At 41.7% G+C, this 17,704-nt stretch carries 14 protein-coding genes; 8 read left to right on the top strand and 6 right to left on the bottom strand.

What is annotated here, in order from left to right; all coding sequences use genetic code 11:
• The first annotated feature begins 92 nt into the window (after positions 1-92).
• The 8 genes from FAM09_RS10560 (at position 93) to FAM09_RS10525 (ending at position 6,162) form a co-directional block, all read left to right on the top strand.
• Positions 93-806 carry a polysaccharide lyase family 7 protein gene (locus FAM09_RS10560; protein WP_136577052.1) on the top strand — a complete coding sequence of 238 codons (714 nt, stop codon included), beginning with the start codon at positions 93-95 and terminating at the stop codon, positions 804-806.
• A 294-nt stretch (positions 807-1,100) separates the two neighbouring features.
• Positions 1,101-2,174: a right-handed parallel beta-helix repeat-containing protein gene (locus tag FAM09_RS10555; protein WP_136577051.1), complete on the top strand. Its 1,074-nt coding sequence runs from the start codon at positions 1,101-1,103 to the stop codon at positions 2,172-2,174.
• A gap of 79 nt (positions 2,175-2,253) precedes the next feature.
• On the top strand, positions 2,254-2,820 hold the full coding sequence (locus FAM09_RS10550; protein WP_136577050.1) for a hypothetical protein: 567 nt from the start codon (positions 2,254-2,256) through the stop codon (positions 2,818-2,820).
• Positions 2,817-3,437, top strand: a complete 621-nt coding sequence (locus FAM09_RS10545) for a fibrobacter succinogenes major paralogous domain-containing protein (protein ID WP_136577049.1) — start codon at positions 2,817-2,819, stop codon at positions 3,435-3,437. Before FAM09_RS10550 ends, FAM09_RS10545 begins: the two co-directional genes overlap by 4 nt.
• Before the next feature lie 199 nt (positions 3,438-3,636).
• The gene (locus FAM09_RS10540; protein ID WP_136577048.1) at positions 3,637-4,011 is read left to right on the top strand and encodes a helix-turn-helix domain-containing protein; all 375 of its coding nucleotides are present in this window, start codon (positions 3,637-3,639) and stop codon (positions 4,009-4,011) included.
• A 227-nt stretch (positions 4,012-4,238) separates the two neighbouring features.
• Complete coding sequence (locus FAM09_RS10535; RefSeq protein WP_136577047.1) at positions 4,239-4,721, top strand: MauE/DoxX family redox-associated membrane protein; 483 nt, start codon at positions 4,239-4,241, stop codon at positions 4,719-4,721.
• A 110-nt stretch (positions 4,722-4,831) separates the two neighbouring features.
• Entirely contained in the window at positions 4,832-5,050 is a 219-nt protein-coding gene (locus FAM09_RS10530) for a hypothetical protein (protein WP_136577046.1), read from the top strand.
• A gap of 65 nt (positions 5,051-5,115) precedes the next feature.
• Positions 5,116-6,162 (top strand): hypothetical protein, encoded by a 1,047-nt coding sequence (locus FAM09_RS10525; protein WP_136577045.1) that lies wholly within the window; start codon positions 5,116-5,118, stop codon positions 6,160-6,162.
• Here FAM09_RS10525 and FAM09_RS10520 read toward each other — a convergent pair.
• From FAM09_RS10520 to FAM09_RS10495, 6 genes are all read right to left on the bottom strand, one after another.
• Complete coding sequence (locus FAM09_RS10520; protein WP_136577044.1) at positions 6,143-7,423, bottom strand: redoxin domain-containing protein; 1,281 nt, start codon at positions 7,421-7,423, stop codon at positions 6,143-6,145. The two genes, FAM09_RS10525 and FAM09_RS10520, sit on opposite strands and share 20 nt — an antisense overlap.
• 117 nt (positions 7,424-7,540) lie before the next feature.
• Complete coding sequence (locus FAM09_RS10515) at positions 7,541-8,911, bottom strand: RagB/SusD family nutrient uptake outer membrane protein (RefSeq protein ID WP_136577043.1); 1,371 nt, start codon at positions 8,909-8,911, stop codon at positions 7,541-7,543.
• A 56-nt stretch (positions 8,912-8,967) separates the two neighbouring features.
• Positions 8,968-12,561 (bottom strand): SusC/RagA family TonB-linked outer membrane protein, encoded by a 3,594-nt coding sequence (locus FAM09_RS10510; RefSeq protein ID WP_136577042.1) that lies wholly within the window; start codon positions 12,559-12,561, stop codon positions 8,968-8,970.
• A 187-nt stretch (positions 12,562-12,748) separates the two neighbouring features.
• Entirely contained in the window at positions 12,749-13,981 is a 1,233-nt protein-coding gene (locus FAM09_RS10505) for a FecR family protein (RefSeq protein WP_166437087.1), read from the bottom strand.
• A gap of 182 nt (positions 13,982-14,163) precedes the next feature.
• Complete coding sequence (locus FAM09_RS10500; protein ID WP_136577040.1) at positions 14,164-14,745, bottom strand: RNA polymerase sigma factor; 582 nt, start codon at positions 14,743-14,745, stop codon at positions 14,164-14,166.
• Between the two features lie 175 nt (positions 14,746-14,920).
• Positions 14,921-17,347: a T9SS type B sorting domain-containing protein gene (locus FAM09_RS10495; RefSeq protein WP_136577039.1), complete on the bottom strand. Its 2,427-nt coding sequence runs from the start codon at positions 17,345-17,347 to the stop codon at positions 14,921-14,923.
• Positions 17,348-17,704: the final 357 nt, after the last annotated feature.

Genomic DNA, 17,704 nt, shown 5'->3' with positions numbered 1-17,704 from the left:
GATACAACCTTGGGCGCCTGGTTTATTACATCTTGCCATATCAGCTATTTCTACGATTGCCATAAACACTGTTAATCATTAAAACTTGCCAGATGAAAGGATTACACTTAAAAGCCTGTATAAGCGCGCTTATACTACCTGCACTATTATTGGGCGGTTGCAAAAAAACAGGAACGTCCACTGAAGAAAACCAACCTGACACTTCAACACGCCAGATCAATACAGAAGCCAATCCCACCGCCGGGTGGACACAAACATCCTACACCTATAATATACAATCGCCCTGGAATCTTCCTCAATCGAGCCGGTATAGTTATTCAGGCGGGGAACATCGTTTTTGGATCTACCCAGCCGATGAATGTCAATATGAAGGCTGTTCAACCGGACCTCGTTCAGAATTGCGGATGAATAATAATTATACTTCCGGAAGGCATCAGTTCGAAGGCGATGTATATATTGTTTCAGGTTCAGCCGGAACAGACATTATGCAGGTATTCGGCGGATCTACGCATGCAACTGCCATCATGCTTAAAATTCATTCAGCCAGCAGCGGCACTATAAAACGATACGACAATGAAACATTGATGACGAGCGCATATAATAAATGGATCCATGTTAATGTACAGCATGATGCAGACAACGGCAGAATTTATGTATATCTGAACAACACATTAAAAGGCAACTATGCAGACCGGGGAAATGCAACGCATTACTTCAAATGCGGCGTGTATAACATCTCCGGCTCCAGGTCTGAAACCCGTTGGAAAAATGTAAAATACTGGAAAAACGGTCCTGTAGGTCAATAAGGAGCCTGTTGTTTTTAGGCGCCCGGAAAGGCTGTCTCAAATAAGGCAGCCTTTTCCTTTTTTAACAATTAATATGTGTGTTTGACATTTAAATTTTCATTCATTTATAATACGTATGTAGCTATATCACATGTTCACCCGATAAGGTTGGCCAAACTAACAGGATGGTACAGGTTGCTTTGTAACAGGTCAATAACTTACATTTAGTTTACTGGAAATATTTGCAAATAACATCCACAGACGAAGCCGAAAATCTTAAGAGTAGGCATCCATTAAACTAAACGCTTGCTTATTATGAAAAAACACACACTAACGCTTGCATTGCTAGTCTGTTTTTCAACCGCTGCCATTCTCATAACTGCAGGTTGTAAAAAACAGGTTGAACAAATGCCTGAAGAAAATCAAGGCATTGAAAGAACACCCACTACAGAAGCTTCCGGTGAAGTATTTGTTACCAATGGTACCTGGACGGCCAGGGTCAACGGCGTTACCCGGTATACCGGCCCCGATTACATTGCCGCTATTCAGGCTGCCTGTAATGGTCTTACGGCCGGTCGCACGAGCAAAGAAACGGTAACGATCAAAAACTCAGGCAGCTCGGGCAATTCAGGCGGCGCAATAAAAGCCGTAAACATCCCCAGCTACACCATTCTTGATTTTGTAGGTACAACGTTCAACTGCAACAGCAATGACCTGTTGATTGTACCGGTACAGGGCGACAGAAAGACCCAGATAGAAGTCAGGAACCTGCGCGTTACAGGTAATCCGCGCTATGGCATATGGTTCAAGGGTTGTAACAATATGATCCTTAGTAACATCACTATGTCCCTGTCAACTGGTTTGGGCATTCGCGTTGACCATAGTACTGCATCTACCAGCAATTTGACCATCAATGGAAATATCAACATTACCGGCTCAGGCACCCATGCTATTGAAACCTATGGCGTAAATGGCTTTAACATTGGTAATGTTACCTGTAACAACACCGGTGGCTGCGCCGTATTGTTGAACCAGTCCCGGAACGGTTCTGTAGGAACTGTAACCGGCAGCTACAACAACAACGGTGGTGGTTATGCTACTTTCCGCGTGGCCAACAGCAATGGCCCTAATGTTACCTGCGCTAAAGTATACTCCCGCAACAGCGGACGCGGTTTCTTCAGCGTAACCGGCAGTAATGGCACTACGGTGAATACGGTAGACATCGCCAATAGCACCAGCCATGGCATTTTTCTAGAAGATGCTTCCAACACCCGGGTAAATGCCGGAACTGTTTCCAATGGCAATCCCAATGTGCAGCATGTAAGGACCTCCAACTGCAGAACAGCAGTGAATGGCCAGGTATATACAGCCGCCAACGGCAGATGGTAATTCATTTCTTAACCACATAGGCGCAAAAGCACCCGGGGCTTATTGTGTCTATGTGGTTTTTATAAAACGAACCGGTTATATGATTCGATGGTTATGGATAATAACCTTATGGTTTTTAGCTGCCTGCAATGAAAGGGAGATGCAGGCGCCCCTGGCAACGGCAGTTGCAAATAACATTACTGAACAGGCAACCGCCTTACCCGAGGCATTAGCAGACCACATTAAAACGAATTTTTCTCAATGGCACGTTGTTGAAAAAAACGACTACAGTAAAACCTGGTGGTCTTTTTACGACAGCAGTTATAACCCTTGTTGGGCACGTACCGACATAAACGATGACCAGCTAGCCGATTATGCCCTATGGTTGAAAAAAGACAACCAGTTGCGCCTGGTTATATGTACCGGTACAGCGAGCCATTCATTCGCCAATTATACAGTGAATGATCTCAACGTGCCATTTAATGAAAAAGAACATAACCTGGCAGCAGGCATAGCCGTTGCACCGCCTGCGCAAATTGATGTAGCGTACCCGCGCATACAATCCCTGATACTAAAATCAAATGGGTTTGCCCTGATGGAACTGGAAGAACGCACCCGGATCTATTACTGGGAAAATGGAAATTTGCAAACCTTCTACACGAAATGAAAAAGAAAAAAACCATTCGCCTGCATAGGCTGTTAATAGCGCTACTACTATTCACTCACTGCACAACCAGCAAACAGGATAATACAGTAACTGATATTGACGGTTACGAGTACCGTACCATCACTATAGGAAAACAAATATGGATGGCGGAAAATTTACGGGTGACCCGGTACCGGAATGGCGATACAATCCCCAACATAACTGATACAACGGCCTGGAGCACCTGCACTTCCGGCGCTTATTGTAATTACAACAATGACGCTTCTCATTCAACCGGTTATGGCCGGCTGTACAACTGGCATGCCATAAACGACTCCCGGAAAATTGCGCCGGCAGGCTGGCATATTCCTACTGACGAAGAAATTGCAAGCCTGGAAGCCTGGCTGGAAAACAACCCGGCAGCTGCAGGCAAAATAAATACAAATGGATTGGGAGGCTACCGTTTCGGAAGTGGTGGCACGTATCACACTATGGGATTCAATGGGTATTGGTGGTCGGCCAGCAGAAGTTTTGAAATGTATGACTGGAGCCCTCGCCTGTTTACCGGCTTCGTAGACGTTCAACGGAATAAAGAAGCTGTGACGTATGGATTGGCAGTGCGCTGTATTAAGGATTAATAACTGCAATGTATATATGCCAAAATATATACTCAATATTTTAATATAAAATGTACTAATAAAACAAGTTAATTTGCTCTTCGTATCTCAGGAGGGCAATCTTCTCCCCTATCAAAATTTATTTACTTGCAGTTATTTTGTGATAAAGTGCATATTATTTAAATAGTACATTTTTAACCTTTACCTAAATAAACCTTAAATGAAACTATCAAACGAAGACCTGCAAAAAATTGCGCAGGTAAAAGCCATTTTGGAAAACGAATACAGGCACGCCAATACGCATGCGCATCTTGCCAGGCGCGTAAACACCAATGAAAGTAAATTACGCAAAGGCTTTAAGTACATCAATCAAAAAACAATTTATGAATACCTTATTGAGGTCCGCATAGAAAAGGCAAAAGAGATGCTGGGAACAACCGATGAACCAGTAAAGGCTGTAGCAATTAAAGTGGGCTATGATGTTAGCAATCTGGTAAAGCAGTTTAAAAAAATAACCGGCATGCCCCCCGCCGAATGGAGGAAGAAAAATTCTGGTAACAAAATACCCTCCCTATACCTTTATCCTAAAAGTTAGAAAAACCGGATTCGCCATGATTTTAACCGGATCCGCCAAGCATCATACCGTAATTTGCACACAGTTCAGTTACAATCCAGATATATCTACACTTTTTGAATTGTTATAAACCTCAGGGCAATTAGTAAAGCTCCGCCAGGGAAGGCTCCATATCCTATAAAACAATTCTAAGTTTTCAACTCAAAATAATACATGGCCGTATATGGCCGTTTTGTAAACCTTTTTTTATGAAAAAAGAAATGTTAAGTAGCAGGTACTTAACCAACGGGTCTATTTTACAATCATCAACATTTTATTCCTGGCCGGGTAAAAATGCCATTATAGAAATTATTAGTTCCCTGCTAATAATATTATTCATATACGCTTCATTCAATAAACTTTCAGATTATAAACTTTTCACTGTTCAATTAAGCAAATCGCCATTTATCACTTCATATTCCAGTTTCACAGCCTGGAGTATCCCAGCTATCGAAATATTGATTGCACTTCTTTTGGTTATTAAAAGAACCAGGCTAATTGGCTTATATGCTTCTTTCTTCCTTATGAGCTTATTCACTGCCTATTTAATAATAATGTTGAATTTCAGTTATTACATCCCTTGTTCTTGTGGTGGCGTACTGGAAAAGCTATCCTGGAATCAACATATATTATTCAATGCTTTTTTCGTAATTATTTCAGGAACAGGCGTTCTACTGAAAACAGGAAGTTAATAATCCTATACAGAAAATATTTACGCGTAAGTTAGGGGACACCGAAAACCTAAAAAAGAGTAGGTACCAATAAACTAAAATTTGCTGTTTTGATTAAAACAGGTTGAGTTATGAAAAAAGTAAAAGTATCACTAGCAGCTTTGACACTTATTGTAGCCATTGCCGGAACAACAACTGCCAACACCACTAAAACCCACAAAAACGTACCATTATGTAGCATCGTAGATCCTGGTGGTACTGAATGTTTGAATCAAACTGATATTGAGTGCTGCGAGGACGATTTCACAGGTGAAATAATCACTGCAAAAGTACCTATCGAGAATTTGTAAGAAACTTTTCAAATTGTTTACTAACCACTGACCCAGGTTAGTGGTTAGTATTTAACCCTTTTATTATGCGTAGAAAGAAACCGGCAATGATTTTAGCAACATTATTCCTTGCCGCTTTTGCAATGATCGCCGTACTGGCTTTCCTGTCAAAAAACATTCATGAAAAAAAGAACGGCTTTAACAGACGATTGCATACCGTATTAAAACTTCAAAAACAGATCACATTCCCGGTATCTATCAGCAGAATAATTGGATCACATGAAAACAAGCTGTATTTCCAGGGTAATGACCCCTACAAAATATACCTGACCGATCGTGACCTGAACTTTTTAAAAATTATCCCACTATCCATCTCACCCGACGTCAAATTAAACTCAGGGGTTCGAATGTTACTGAACGGCCATCATATATATTTATCATGCCGAAATATGCCTGGCATAATAGACTATGATCTGGATTCCGGCACCAGTGACAGCCATGTACTAAAATACTTCTACAACAAAGAAGCCGTTTTTTCTAAAGACCAATTTATTCTGAGAACAAAAGACCTGAAAACAAATGATCCGGTATTCATAAAACTTGATTTGAAAAACGAAAACGCAAGAGTTGAAGACCGTTTTAGCGAGAAAAACGGAAAAGGCAGCTTTTCTACCGATGGTATTTTATATTATGATTCAACCTCCCACCTGGCGTGCTATACTTTCTTTTATCAGAATGGGTTTATTTGCATGGACACTAACCTGAACATAAAGTTAAAAGCCAGAACAATTGATACGGTTACAAAAAGAGAAATAAAAGTTGCCCGCCTGGCGTCATCCCTAACCATGAAGGAGCCGCCCCAATTTGTGAACTACACAGGCGCAGTGGCAGGAGGAACGCTCTATTTACATTCTATGTTAAAAGCAGACAATGAATATTCGCTCGACTTTATGGAGAATACTGTGATCGATGTTTACAATTTAATAAACGGCGCCTATAAAGGGAGCTTTTATATCCCTGCACATAAAGGAAACAAACTTCATCAATTGCATGTAATTGATAAAAAATTATATGCGATCTATGGCAAATCGGTTGTTTTGTATGATCTGAACATTACTGCGGATCCTTTATGACCAGCATTTTAACAAGCCTATCTTCATATTGAAGCCGTAACCCATATTTTTTTAATGCCGCATTTAAAGACTCCACGTTATTCATTTCTGCCTGCACTATAATTTCAACATTGCCCGAAATACCGGTTTCATCCAATATTATTTCCTTAGGCAGATAATGTTCAATTATTTCTATAAAATCGGCTAAAGGATAGTTTATCACCGTTACCCCACCGGCATTCATTACCTTTTTAGGAATTGAAGACTTGGTGGTAAGAACAGGTAGGTTCTTTTCTGCAGTCAATACCAAACATTTTTGGGTCCGGTTCTCAAAATTTACCCTACCGCCAAAGTGCCTATTTAAATCATCGAGCATTATTCTTAAAATATCGTTTTGCCTCGCTACCGGCACCGTTAATTCATAACAAAACGTATTATCCCATTTCCATTTTTCAAAATCTTCATTATTAGAAAGAGCATATCTTTCAGGGTGAGCAGATTCGATCAGCGTTCTGCTATACGGTACAGCACCTGATGAATCACCAAAAGCAATCCGGTATAAATAACTAACTGAGGTGTTCGTTGCATACACTTTTGTTCCGACACCTTTCCTGGGGTATTTATACACCCCTTTTACGCCATTCAAATATTTCGTAAGTGATGAATTGTAGAGCACATTGCTGCTATCTATTTCATTGGCTATGGTAACAAGGTATCGTTTATCATCTGCCCTGGTCTTTGTTTCCAGCCCCCTTAAATGGATATTTTTTTTATTGACGAAATCAGCAATATTTTGCTCGGTTACCTGCGAATAATCGGTAATGCCTTTTACATAGCCCTGATCATCTATCCAAACGTATGTTGAAACTGACTTTACCTGAAAATAATCACAAGCTTCCTGATCTGCTGTACATGGCAGCGTTATCGGCTTATTACCCTTTTTCCTGTTTTCATAAAAAAGCTGTGCGCTTTGAATGCCATCTGTAACTGCCATCAGTATCTGCAGGGTATCACCAAATCTTTTTTGCAATTTCTCCAGTTTCGGAATGTCGGCAATGCAAGGCAGGCAAAAAGTTCCCCAAAAATCAATTATTATAAACTTTCCCCTTAAATCAGCAAGAGCTAATTTTTCATTTTTATAATTGATCAGCGTATCAAATACAAAGTTTGGACATAATTTATTTATGGGAGATCCAATCGTTTTAAAGTTTTTAACCGACTGGGAATTGCCCTTTTGTACAAACAATAAAACGAAACAAATTATTGCAGGTATGTTTTTCATATAGTATACTTTTAAGCATACGGTGTACCCTTGCTCAAAATTTTAAAAAAAGGGCACGGACCCCATCAGATCCGTGCCTGGGCTTACTTCGCATCAACCATTGATTCTTCCATGAACCTATCTTTCGTTCTGTGCCATTCCGGAGAGAGAGATCACATCGGGTGGAATTGGCAATACGTACCTGGGATCATTAGGGGCTATAGTATATTGCTGACCATTCGCATTTCTAACTAAAGTAATATTAGCGCCTTCGCTATTCAGCCTCCGCAGATCAACCCATCTTAATCCGCGGAAGGGCGTTTCTTTTCTTCTTTCCTGCAATATCAACGTCAATGCCTCGGTTGCATTGCTGGCAGTAAAAGGCACAAAGGTGCCGGCCTTCCATCGTTTACTCATCAAACTATTCAGGTCGTTCATGGCAGCGACTGTATTACCGGAGCGGGCATAGCATTCAGCCCTGATGAGATATATTTCATCGGTAGCGATCCCGCCGAATGCCTTACTTGCATTACCTACCGTACCACCTGTATAGGTGCCAATAAAGCTTGCCTGGCCAGCCGTGTTCACCTTGTAAAACAATTGCTTTCTCAGATCATTCACATTATAACTTTTGTACAGGTTGGAATCAACAATGCAATTCATGGTCGCCTGCAGGTCATCGGAAATGGTTGCCTGAAAAATAACTTCCTTATTGAGCCCGGGAATGGGATATGTTACATTCGTTTTGAGTGAATTATAATCCAGTAACGAATCATACAATTTCAAACAGGAATCCGCATACAACAATGATTTGGGATAATCATGCATAACAAGATACACCCTGGCCAGCAATGCATATGCGGAAGTTTTTGAAGGCCGGGTTTTATACAACGGCAAATCAGGTAAATACTGAACAGCGCCATGGAGATCATTCAGCATCTGTTGGTACGTTTCCTGCAAACCCGCCCTGGCAGAAGCAGCATTGGGATCAGCACTAAGCCGGAGGGGAATTCCAGGAAGATCAGGAGATGTTAAGCTATAGGGCTTTGTAAACAATTGCGATACGTTTAAAAAAGCATCTGCCCGGTAATAAAGGGCGCTTCCCTTCACATTATTCCATGCTGGGGTATTGATGAACGCCGCCTCCACCTCGTTTATTCCGTCTAAAACAACATTTGCATAAAACACCTGGCGATATGAATAATTCCAGTTGACATTATCTGTATTCGTGTTATTGTAAACATCATTTGACCAGATATACGCGTTCCTGTTATGCGATGCCCATACCTGCCAGATATTATTGGGAAGATAATAATTATCAGCGCTGACTTCTCCCAATGAAGGGTGCACATCATTCATAATGGCCGAATTGTCTAATAAAGCCTGGAAATCCTCTACAGAGGTTGGAACATCCAATGCTTTATTTGATTTTACTTCTATCCAGTCTTTTTTGCAGGAAACGATCATTATACCGGCAAAAACAAACAGTACTATTTTATGATTAAGCATGAGGATAATTTTAATTGATAAACAGGTTACAGGGTTATTCCCGATGACCCAATCCTTTAAAAGTCAAACCTGGCGCCCAGCGTCATACTGCGGGCTTGCGGCAGAACCCGGGCTTCCGTATAGGGAACAGCATCAGGGTCAATACCATATTTATTAGCCCGCCATAAAATACCTATGTTATTAATATTGCAATAAACATGGATCTTTTTAACTATCAATCTTGTCCATTTCTCTTTATCAATGTCGTAACCGATCACAATGTCCTGCAGCCGCACATGATCTGCTTTTTGCGCCAGTATATCGGTATTTGCATAAAACCTGAACTCTCTAACACTATTTATTGTGGGAAGTTGAGCAGGAATGGATGGCACATTAGTAAATGCTTCATCTCCCGGCTTTTGCCATCTTTCGGCGAAATCCTTATTACCCGCCCAGTAATGGAGCAATTGCCCGTAATCAATGGAAGGCCTTCTGAAGTAATGCCCTAATTTACAGGTGATATTTACTGAAACAGAAAAGTTATTCCATAAAAAATCATTTCTGAAAGCACCTACGATCGGCGGGTTTACCGGACCGTTATAAATTAAACCGGCTGGCGTGGTATTATTCAATACTGCTGAGTAATCATTAGTCTTCAGACCTTCTACCACACCCAGGGGATCACCATTGGTGGGATCTAAACCACCCCAGGCATAGCTATAAATACTTAAAACAGGATGACCGATAAACGGAGTAAAGCTGCTTGCATCACCACTACCACCCTGGATCAACGCTGCTGCAGAAAATGCTTTGGTATAATTGGTTACTTTATCAATTGCATAGCTAAATAAAACGTTTGTATTCCAGGCGAGTTGCCCGTTCAATATTTTACCTGTCAATTGCACATCAAGTCCCTTTCCTTTAATATTCGACACATTGCCCCTGAAACTGGTAATTCCGGTGGTAGGGTCCATGACCACATCTCCGATCAGATCATCCCCTTTTTTTGTAAAGTATTCAATGGTACCGGAAAGCAGATTCTTTTTCAAGGCAAAGACAACACCCAGGTTAACCATGCTTATCTTTTCCCATCTCAGTTCAGGGTTTGGGGGGTTAACTACCGTTGCCATGGTAGCCCGTGTTAATACGTCAGTACCATACCTTACTGTTGTATAAGCGGTAAGGTCTTTACTTATATTCCCATTATACCCGTACGTTGCTCTTACAGCCAACTGATCGAACAACGCACTCTGGAAAAACGCCTCGCGCGAAATATTCCATTTAACACCTGTTGACCATAAAGGCACGACCCGTTGATTGCTTTCTATTCCAAAAAAATTGGTATTGTCAAAACGGCCGCTGGCTGAAACAATATACCTGTCATTATAGGAATAAGATGCATTAGCATAATACGACAGGTATCTATCCATCAGGTTGCTTACAGTACGCGGGTAAAGTACGGGGGCAAGTGCTCCATTCGGATTAGTCGGGAACCTGGTCACATAATCAACCGGCTGACTGACAATAACGTCATCGCTATACCCATATAAACGGCTTTGGTTACTTTTGGTTTCCTGTTGCTTTACTTCAAACCCGCCAATTACATTTACTCTATGCTTTTGCCATGTTTCATTAAAGTTTACCTGCGCCCTGCCCGTATGGCCTTCCAGTTCAGCATCAGTTTGGTCCAATATGCCGCCTAACGGAACCGGATATTTAATGGTTCCCGTTGGATTGTAATACTGATTGATCAGGTTCCTGGTGAAATAGGTTTCCTGAACCATCAGATTATCTCCTTTCCTCAATTGCTTTTCATACTGGTATTTTAATTCTATATTAAAGTTGCTGCTAAATGTTTTCCTGATCTCCAAATTTACCCTGTTATACTGCTGCTGCGTTGTATTATCAGCCAAATTGAGCTCATCCAGGGGCCGGTACTGCCAGTCGAGAAAACCCTGGCTTTCCTTTAACGATTTATAAGTATCCCGATAACCGAAATTTACCGGAAGTGCATAGCCGTTCTCATCAGCCAGTTGGGCGTAGGGGTAAAACTTTCTTCCATACACTGAAATGAATTCATTTATGCCAGGATTATTATTTACAAACCTGGTGTTGGTATATATAAGACCTGTATTAATATCTATATTCCTGAAGGGGGTAAAACTGTTTGTAGCGTTTACAGAAAACCGGTTAAAGCTATTCCTTTCAAAACTACTTTGGTCCTTATCGAAACTTAATGCTAAAAAGTACCGGGATTTATTTCCGCCACCACTCAAAGACAAAGCATTCTGTGATAATACACTATTCCTTAAAAAATATTTTTCAGCCTGGTCCAGTACATTGTACCTTTTAAGGTCTTCAATTTGCTGATCAGCTTCGGCGGCGGTTATCAATCCATCCCTTTTTTTAATTAAAAGTTCTACCGCAGGCGTTAATGGCGACTTCAACACACTATTTTCCTGAGCGGTGTACCAACCTTTTGAAAAAAATATTTTCTCCGCTTCAATAAAATCATCAGATGACATTAAAGGGAAATAATGCAGATCCGGTTTGGCGCCTATAGTTATGTTTGTATTTAAGTGCGCTTGAACCGGCTGGTTTACAGTTCCTTTTTTGGTGGTGATCACAATAACGCCATTTGCAGACCTGACACCATAAATAGATCCGGCCGCAGCATCTCTTAAAATTGTTATGGTCTCAATACTGTTAGGGTTTATGTTAGTTATATCGCCGTCATATGGAAAATTATCAAGAATGATCAGGGGTTGCGCATTGGCAAATATGGTACTGCGCCCCCGGATATTTATTACAGGTTGATCAGATTTACTATTTCTGTAAAAAGCCACCCCGCTGGCTACTCCTTCCAACCGGGAAAGAACATCTAAAGAAGCACTTCTATTTAATAGTTTATTATCAATTTGAATAAAAGAACCTGTGGCTCTTTCTTTGGGAATTTGCTGGTAACCTGTATAAACAGATACGGAAACAGCCGCCAATTCACTTTCTACCAGTTTCAGTTGTACAGTGATCGAAGCCTGCCCTTCCAATCTTACAATTTGCGTCTCAAATCCGAGGTAAGAAATTTCAATAGTAGCATTTTCCTCCACTCCCCTTAATACGAAATCGCCTTTTACATTAGTGATCCCACCAATAACTGTTCCTATCACTTTCACGTTAGCGCCGGCTAAAGGCTCTCCCTTATGATTCATCACTTTTCCTGTTACCTCCCCTGGCGGCGCTTTATCAACTTGATTTATTTGCCGCTTTTCAACCAGCCCCCTTTTCCTTGTTATAACGATGGTTTTATTTTCGATGAGATAGCCAAGCTGTTGATCCTTCAGGACATGTTCCAATACATCTTCCAATGTAGCATCTTTAACATGTAAGCTGACCTTTTTTGCGTCTTTGATGATTTCTGTTGTGTATAGAAATACATAGCCGGTTTGTTGCTTAATGACTGTAAATACTTTTTCAAGCATCAGATCATTACCCGAATAAGTAATGGTTTGGGAAAACCCCTCGGCTTTTACCTGAAGAAATACAATGGTTATTAATATCGCAGTTAATTTCATAATTCGTAAGGCTTGCTTTCTTACGATGGCTTTTAAACAGTTTTTGGATTTGCCGGCAGTATAATAAATAACAGCCCGCAGGTAATTGCGAAATTGCATACCTTAGTAATTGAAAGGTTTGATAATTGGATTCCTAACAGTTTTGATTATTAGCCTTTTTTTAACCGGTGCGTCCACGACAACGCACCGGCTTTTTTTTAGGCTACCCCTGCTTACTGAACCTGGTTTCACAGATCGCAGCAAGAAAATTTGTTTAGTTTATCATAAAGTTCATATGGATTAAAATTTAATATTGTGACATTACGATCAATTTCTTTCCTTCAATGCGAAAACGGATGCCGGAATATTCCAGTAACCGCATCACCTGGGCCAACGATAAATTCCGCTCCATTTCTCCTACAAACAATTGAGTTGGCTTAGCTCCTTCATATACTACCCCGATATCATACCACCTCGCCAATTGACGCATGATAACAGTGATATCGGCATTATTAAAAATGAACCTTCCGTTTTTCCATGCTACTACAGATTCAAGATTGGCATCATTTACCACCCTGGTAATGCCATTATTTACCTGTGCCTGCTGGCCAGGTTTAAGTAAGGTTACGGAATTATCCTGCCTAACCTTTACAGATCCTTCCAGCAACGTTGTTTTAATTGTATCATCATCATTGTAAGCATTGATATTAAAATGGGTCCCTACAACCTGTACATCCATTCCCGCGCTTCGTTGATGCGTTACATGAACGATGAAAGGCTTCTTTTCTCCTTCCCCACCGGGGAGTGCAGGGAGGGGGCTTACTTCAAAATATGCTTCTCCGGTTATTTCAACTTTTCTTTCACTGCTGGTAAAAGCTACCGGGTATCGTATCGAAGCACCCGCGTTAAGCCATACCTTACTGCCATCAGCCAATACCACTTTATAGGTTTCTCCATTAGCTGTACTTAAGGTATTGAACAGTAATTCATTTTTCGCCTGGCTTTTTTCCTGATAAATTAAAGTACCATTATTATTAACAACATCCATCTCTCCCTGTTGGGTCAATAGTCCTACAACCGAACTATCCAACTTTACCTTGCTACCATCGGCTAAGGTTAACAAGGCGCTTGTTTTACCAGGGATAACATCATTTTGAGCTATTGTTCCGCTTTTTTCCTCTGGCGCCGGCTTATCTTTCTCCCTGCGTGTATTGAGCCAAAAAAAGAATGCGGCAGTAAGTATAACAACCGCTGCGGCGGTGGTTGCCACCTCTCTAAATATCTTCCACTGCTTTTTTATACCTATTCGCTTTCCTATAAACAATTTTTGTTCAATGAAATCCTTATCGCCTTCAACATCAATTTTATGTACCTCCATCAATTTTTGAAGCAGGTAATCTTTATTTTTCAGGCCCTCATACAACTTACGATTTTCGGAGTCCATAAGCCATTGTTCCAGCGCCACGCCTTCCGTTGAAGTAAGTTCTTCTTCGGTGATGGCTTTAATAATTATATCATTGATGCGACTATTGTCCTTCATACACATTCTTTAATAAAACGATTACTAATCCGGGTTATGGACTATATGAATACGTACGAACAAAAATTTTGTACCAGTGGGATTGGAAATATCTGCAATAGTTGGTTGGGAGTAATTTACCGTAGAAACGAGATCCTGGCAAAACGCTACGTATAACGTTTTATAATATCTAGCAATTCTGTTCAGCGTGACATCAAAAAAAGTACTGCCAGCGAAATTAATATCACGAATTGTTCTACACCAAGTGTAAGCCTAAGCGCTTTCATGGCTGCAGCATTGGTATTTCGAATGGTGTTTTCAGATAAGTTCAGCATTTGGGCTACCTCTGCCCTGCTATAACCTTCCAGGTAGGTGAGTTTAAACACCTGTTGCATTCTTTCTGGCAACTGACTGATACGCGTGTATAAGATTTGAATTAATTCAGCTTCCTGGTACTTCCGCTCAATAGCATTTTCACTTAAGGTTTCTGAGTGAATGAGCTTGCTTTTTATTTTAGTCCTTAGTTTATCCTTCCGCAAAAAATCGATACATGAATTCTTTATAACGGTATAGAAGTATACCTGTAGATGAGCCATGTTGGAAAATTGGTTTTTTTGGGCCCAGAGCTTTATAAACGATTCTGTAACAATATCCCTGGCTTCTTCCGTGTCACCGACCAAACTTTTTGCAAAGAAAAATAATTTCCTATACAATTTATCATACACTTCATGGAAGGCCGCGGGATCTTTATCCATGATGCGTTGCATAATTTGCTCATCGGTCATACAGTAATGGATATTTGACAAATCAGTGAAATAAGGTTTTCAAGGTAACTGCCTCAAGTTATACATCCCCTTCCTTAAAAGCAAGAAAATTAGCAGTTTTCTTAACATCCCATAACTCGGTTAGGGAATTCGTTATTGTTAGTATATGTTCCGAAGAAGAGAGTCGAAGTCGAAGTTAACGCACCAGCACAAAATTCCCTCTTTTAATAATCACTTTCCCGGTATAATCAACGGCCTGTACCATATAAACAAAATTCTCGGTCGCCTGCCTGCTGCCGCCAACCGTTCCATCCCAGCCTTTATTAGCCTGGCTGGTACTGAATATTAATTGGCCCCAGCGATTGTATACCCTGAAAAAGTTCAATTGCTGTATACCCACTAAAACCGGGCGGATGACATCATTGCGACCATCGCCATTGGGCGTAAACCCTGATGGCATAAAGATGTCGGCACCTGTTTTAAAGATCTTGACTGTTATAGTATCGGTACCGGTGCAGCCGGCCATTGTTTGTGCGGTAACAACATAAGTGATGGCAGCCGGCGCATTCATGTTATACATCGCAACCGGATCATGAATATTGGCAAAGTTCAAACCGGTGGCCGGCGCCCAGCTCCAGTTGTTGGCAACCGGATCGTTCACCGTAGCATTCAGTTGCAACGGTTGATTAACAACCACCGCCGTATCGTTTCCCGCATTCACAATGATGGGATCGGTGACGCCTATATGAAAGGTATCTTTTAAAGAATTGGGACAACCCGCATTCGTAACGGTCAATACAACATTCGACGTTGTTTTCGGCGTTGCCGTTACAGTTAATGAATATGGTAATGCAGACACCGTTCCACTGCCACCGGGCGTTAATGGCACATTATTGCTCCAGGCATAATTGGTACCGGTTGTAATAGTAGCGTTCAACACCGCCGATTTACCAAAGCAGATAGTAGACGAATCCGGAACAATGGAAGCAGCAGGCACTGGCACATTGAAAAACCGGACAGTTGCCAGCCCACTGGTATCGGCCGGACAAACGCCGCTTTTCAACAAGGCACGGTAATAAGTGGTGCGGGTAACGGCGCCCGCCTGGTAACTATCACTGTTGTTAACAGGCGTAATATTGTTCCAGTTGCTATTGTCGTAAGACAATTGCCAGTTCAATACCGATCCTCTATAATTCACTAAAGAGAGTGCAGGATTTACGTTTTCTCCCAGGCACACATTCGTATTGGTGGGGCTCACTGCACCGCCAAGCGTTTTGGGGTCCACCGTAATGAGGGCGGCGGCGCTGGTATCGATATTACAGGCGCTGCCATTTTGCACCAGGGCTGCGTACCGTGTGGTGGTGGACAGATTTTGTGCAGTATAATTGTCGGCGGTAACGGCTATCTCGTTCCAGGTAATGCCATCAGTTGAAGAAATCCATTTCAACACAGCCCCCACTTCATCTGCTACCGATAATGGACAGTTGTTGATACCGGCACAAATCGTTGTATCGTCCATTACTCTTCCGGCAACCGTGGGCGGCGAGGTGGTTACAGCAATAGTGGCTGTAAGATCGGCGCAGCCATTTACTTCGCGGTTGGTGATAACACCGCCGTTACTTCCTACTGTTACGTTAATAATATTAGTATTAGAGCCAGAGTTGATCGTCCAGCCGGCGGGAACTGTCCAGTTATACGTAGCACCAGCGAGCGCCGGTACCGAATACTCAATTGTTGAATTGGTACACGCTACTTTTTTTCCACTGATCTCCAACCCGGCGCAAACATTACGCAAGGCCACATAGGAATAAGCAAAATGGGCGCCGGGGGTGCAATTGTCTGCCGCAAAAGTGAGGGTAACCTTATCGCCCCGGTAAGGAGAAAGATCAAAGGTCACTTCTGTCCATCCTTTTGTCCATACATCATACAGTAAGGTCCCATTACCGTTGCCATTTCCCGAAAAAGACAAAAAAGGAACAGGGCTGTTGGTAAAACCATTGGCAAGCGCTGCGGCGGTATCCAGCGTGGCGCCGGTGCTCGTACCGCCGCCGGGTGCATTATTAAAAGTGGGCAGAAAATATTCCGGCGAAGCACAGGTAATAATACCGGCAGAAGTGGTTAATGTAGCTTTAAACATCGGCTGCTCTGCTGAATTATGTGTTCCATTTTCCAACACCATGGCATAAGCGTAGGTCATGGTATATGGAATAGAAGGATCGCCTGCAGGCACATCGATGGTATAAGAAATGGCCCTGGTAAATCCGCCGGGACTACGGCCACCGCTGGTCAGATCGCGCGAAGTGGATGTGGAACCCAGCATGATGGAATAATTGTAAGTATATCCATTTATGGTTGGAATGGTAGGGAAAAAGCCATATGGATCGTTTGTAGAAGATGTGATCACTTTTATGCCGGTGTTGCCGATGGTGTATTCGGGAATAGAAGCAACACCTGAATTAGGTGCGGGATAGGTTTGTGTTGCCCCATTCATCAAGCCGGTAGTGGCAGACCAAAACGACAGATCACCCGAACTAAAATTGATATTAGATGGGCAAGTTTGCACCTGTGAGCGGCCTGCAATAACTATAAGTATCGCAACAAAGCAGAATAAATATTTCTTCATCAGTGTTTTGATAGGGGCACAATAAAGGCTTGTAATCTATTGTACGAAAAATTAATAGTTCCGGTTGGTATACAATTTAATAAAAACAGGCTTAATTGGGAAGGGATTGGATCAGTGTTATGAAGATAAATATATTAATAAAAGGACCAAATAGTGCCACATGCATCGGTAATTTGCAGGAAAGAACCGACGAAAAGAAAGCAGGCCGCATGCGGGTTCCAGTGCAATCGGCTTATAACAAGAGCGTTGTGAGGTGTTTGCCGCCTTTTAATTACTGGAGAATTGGCTCTACCCTATTTCTCTAACCGGTTCAGGGCTTCTCCTGGCACGCCCAGTTAGTTGCATTAATAAATATGC

Source organism: Niastella caeni (genome assembly GCF_004834005.1).
Lineage (GTDB): Bacteria > Bacteroidota > Bacteroidia > Chitinophagales > Chitinophagaceae > Niastella > Niastella caeni.
The sequence above is the reverse complement of the archived record's forward strand: the minus strand, read 5'-3'. Positions and strand labels throughout refer to the sequence as shown.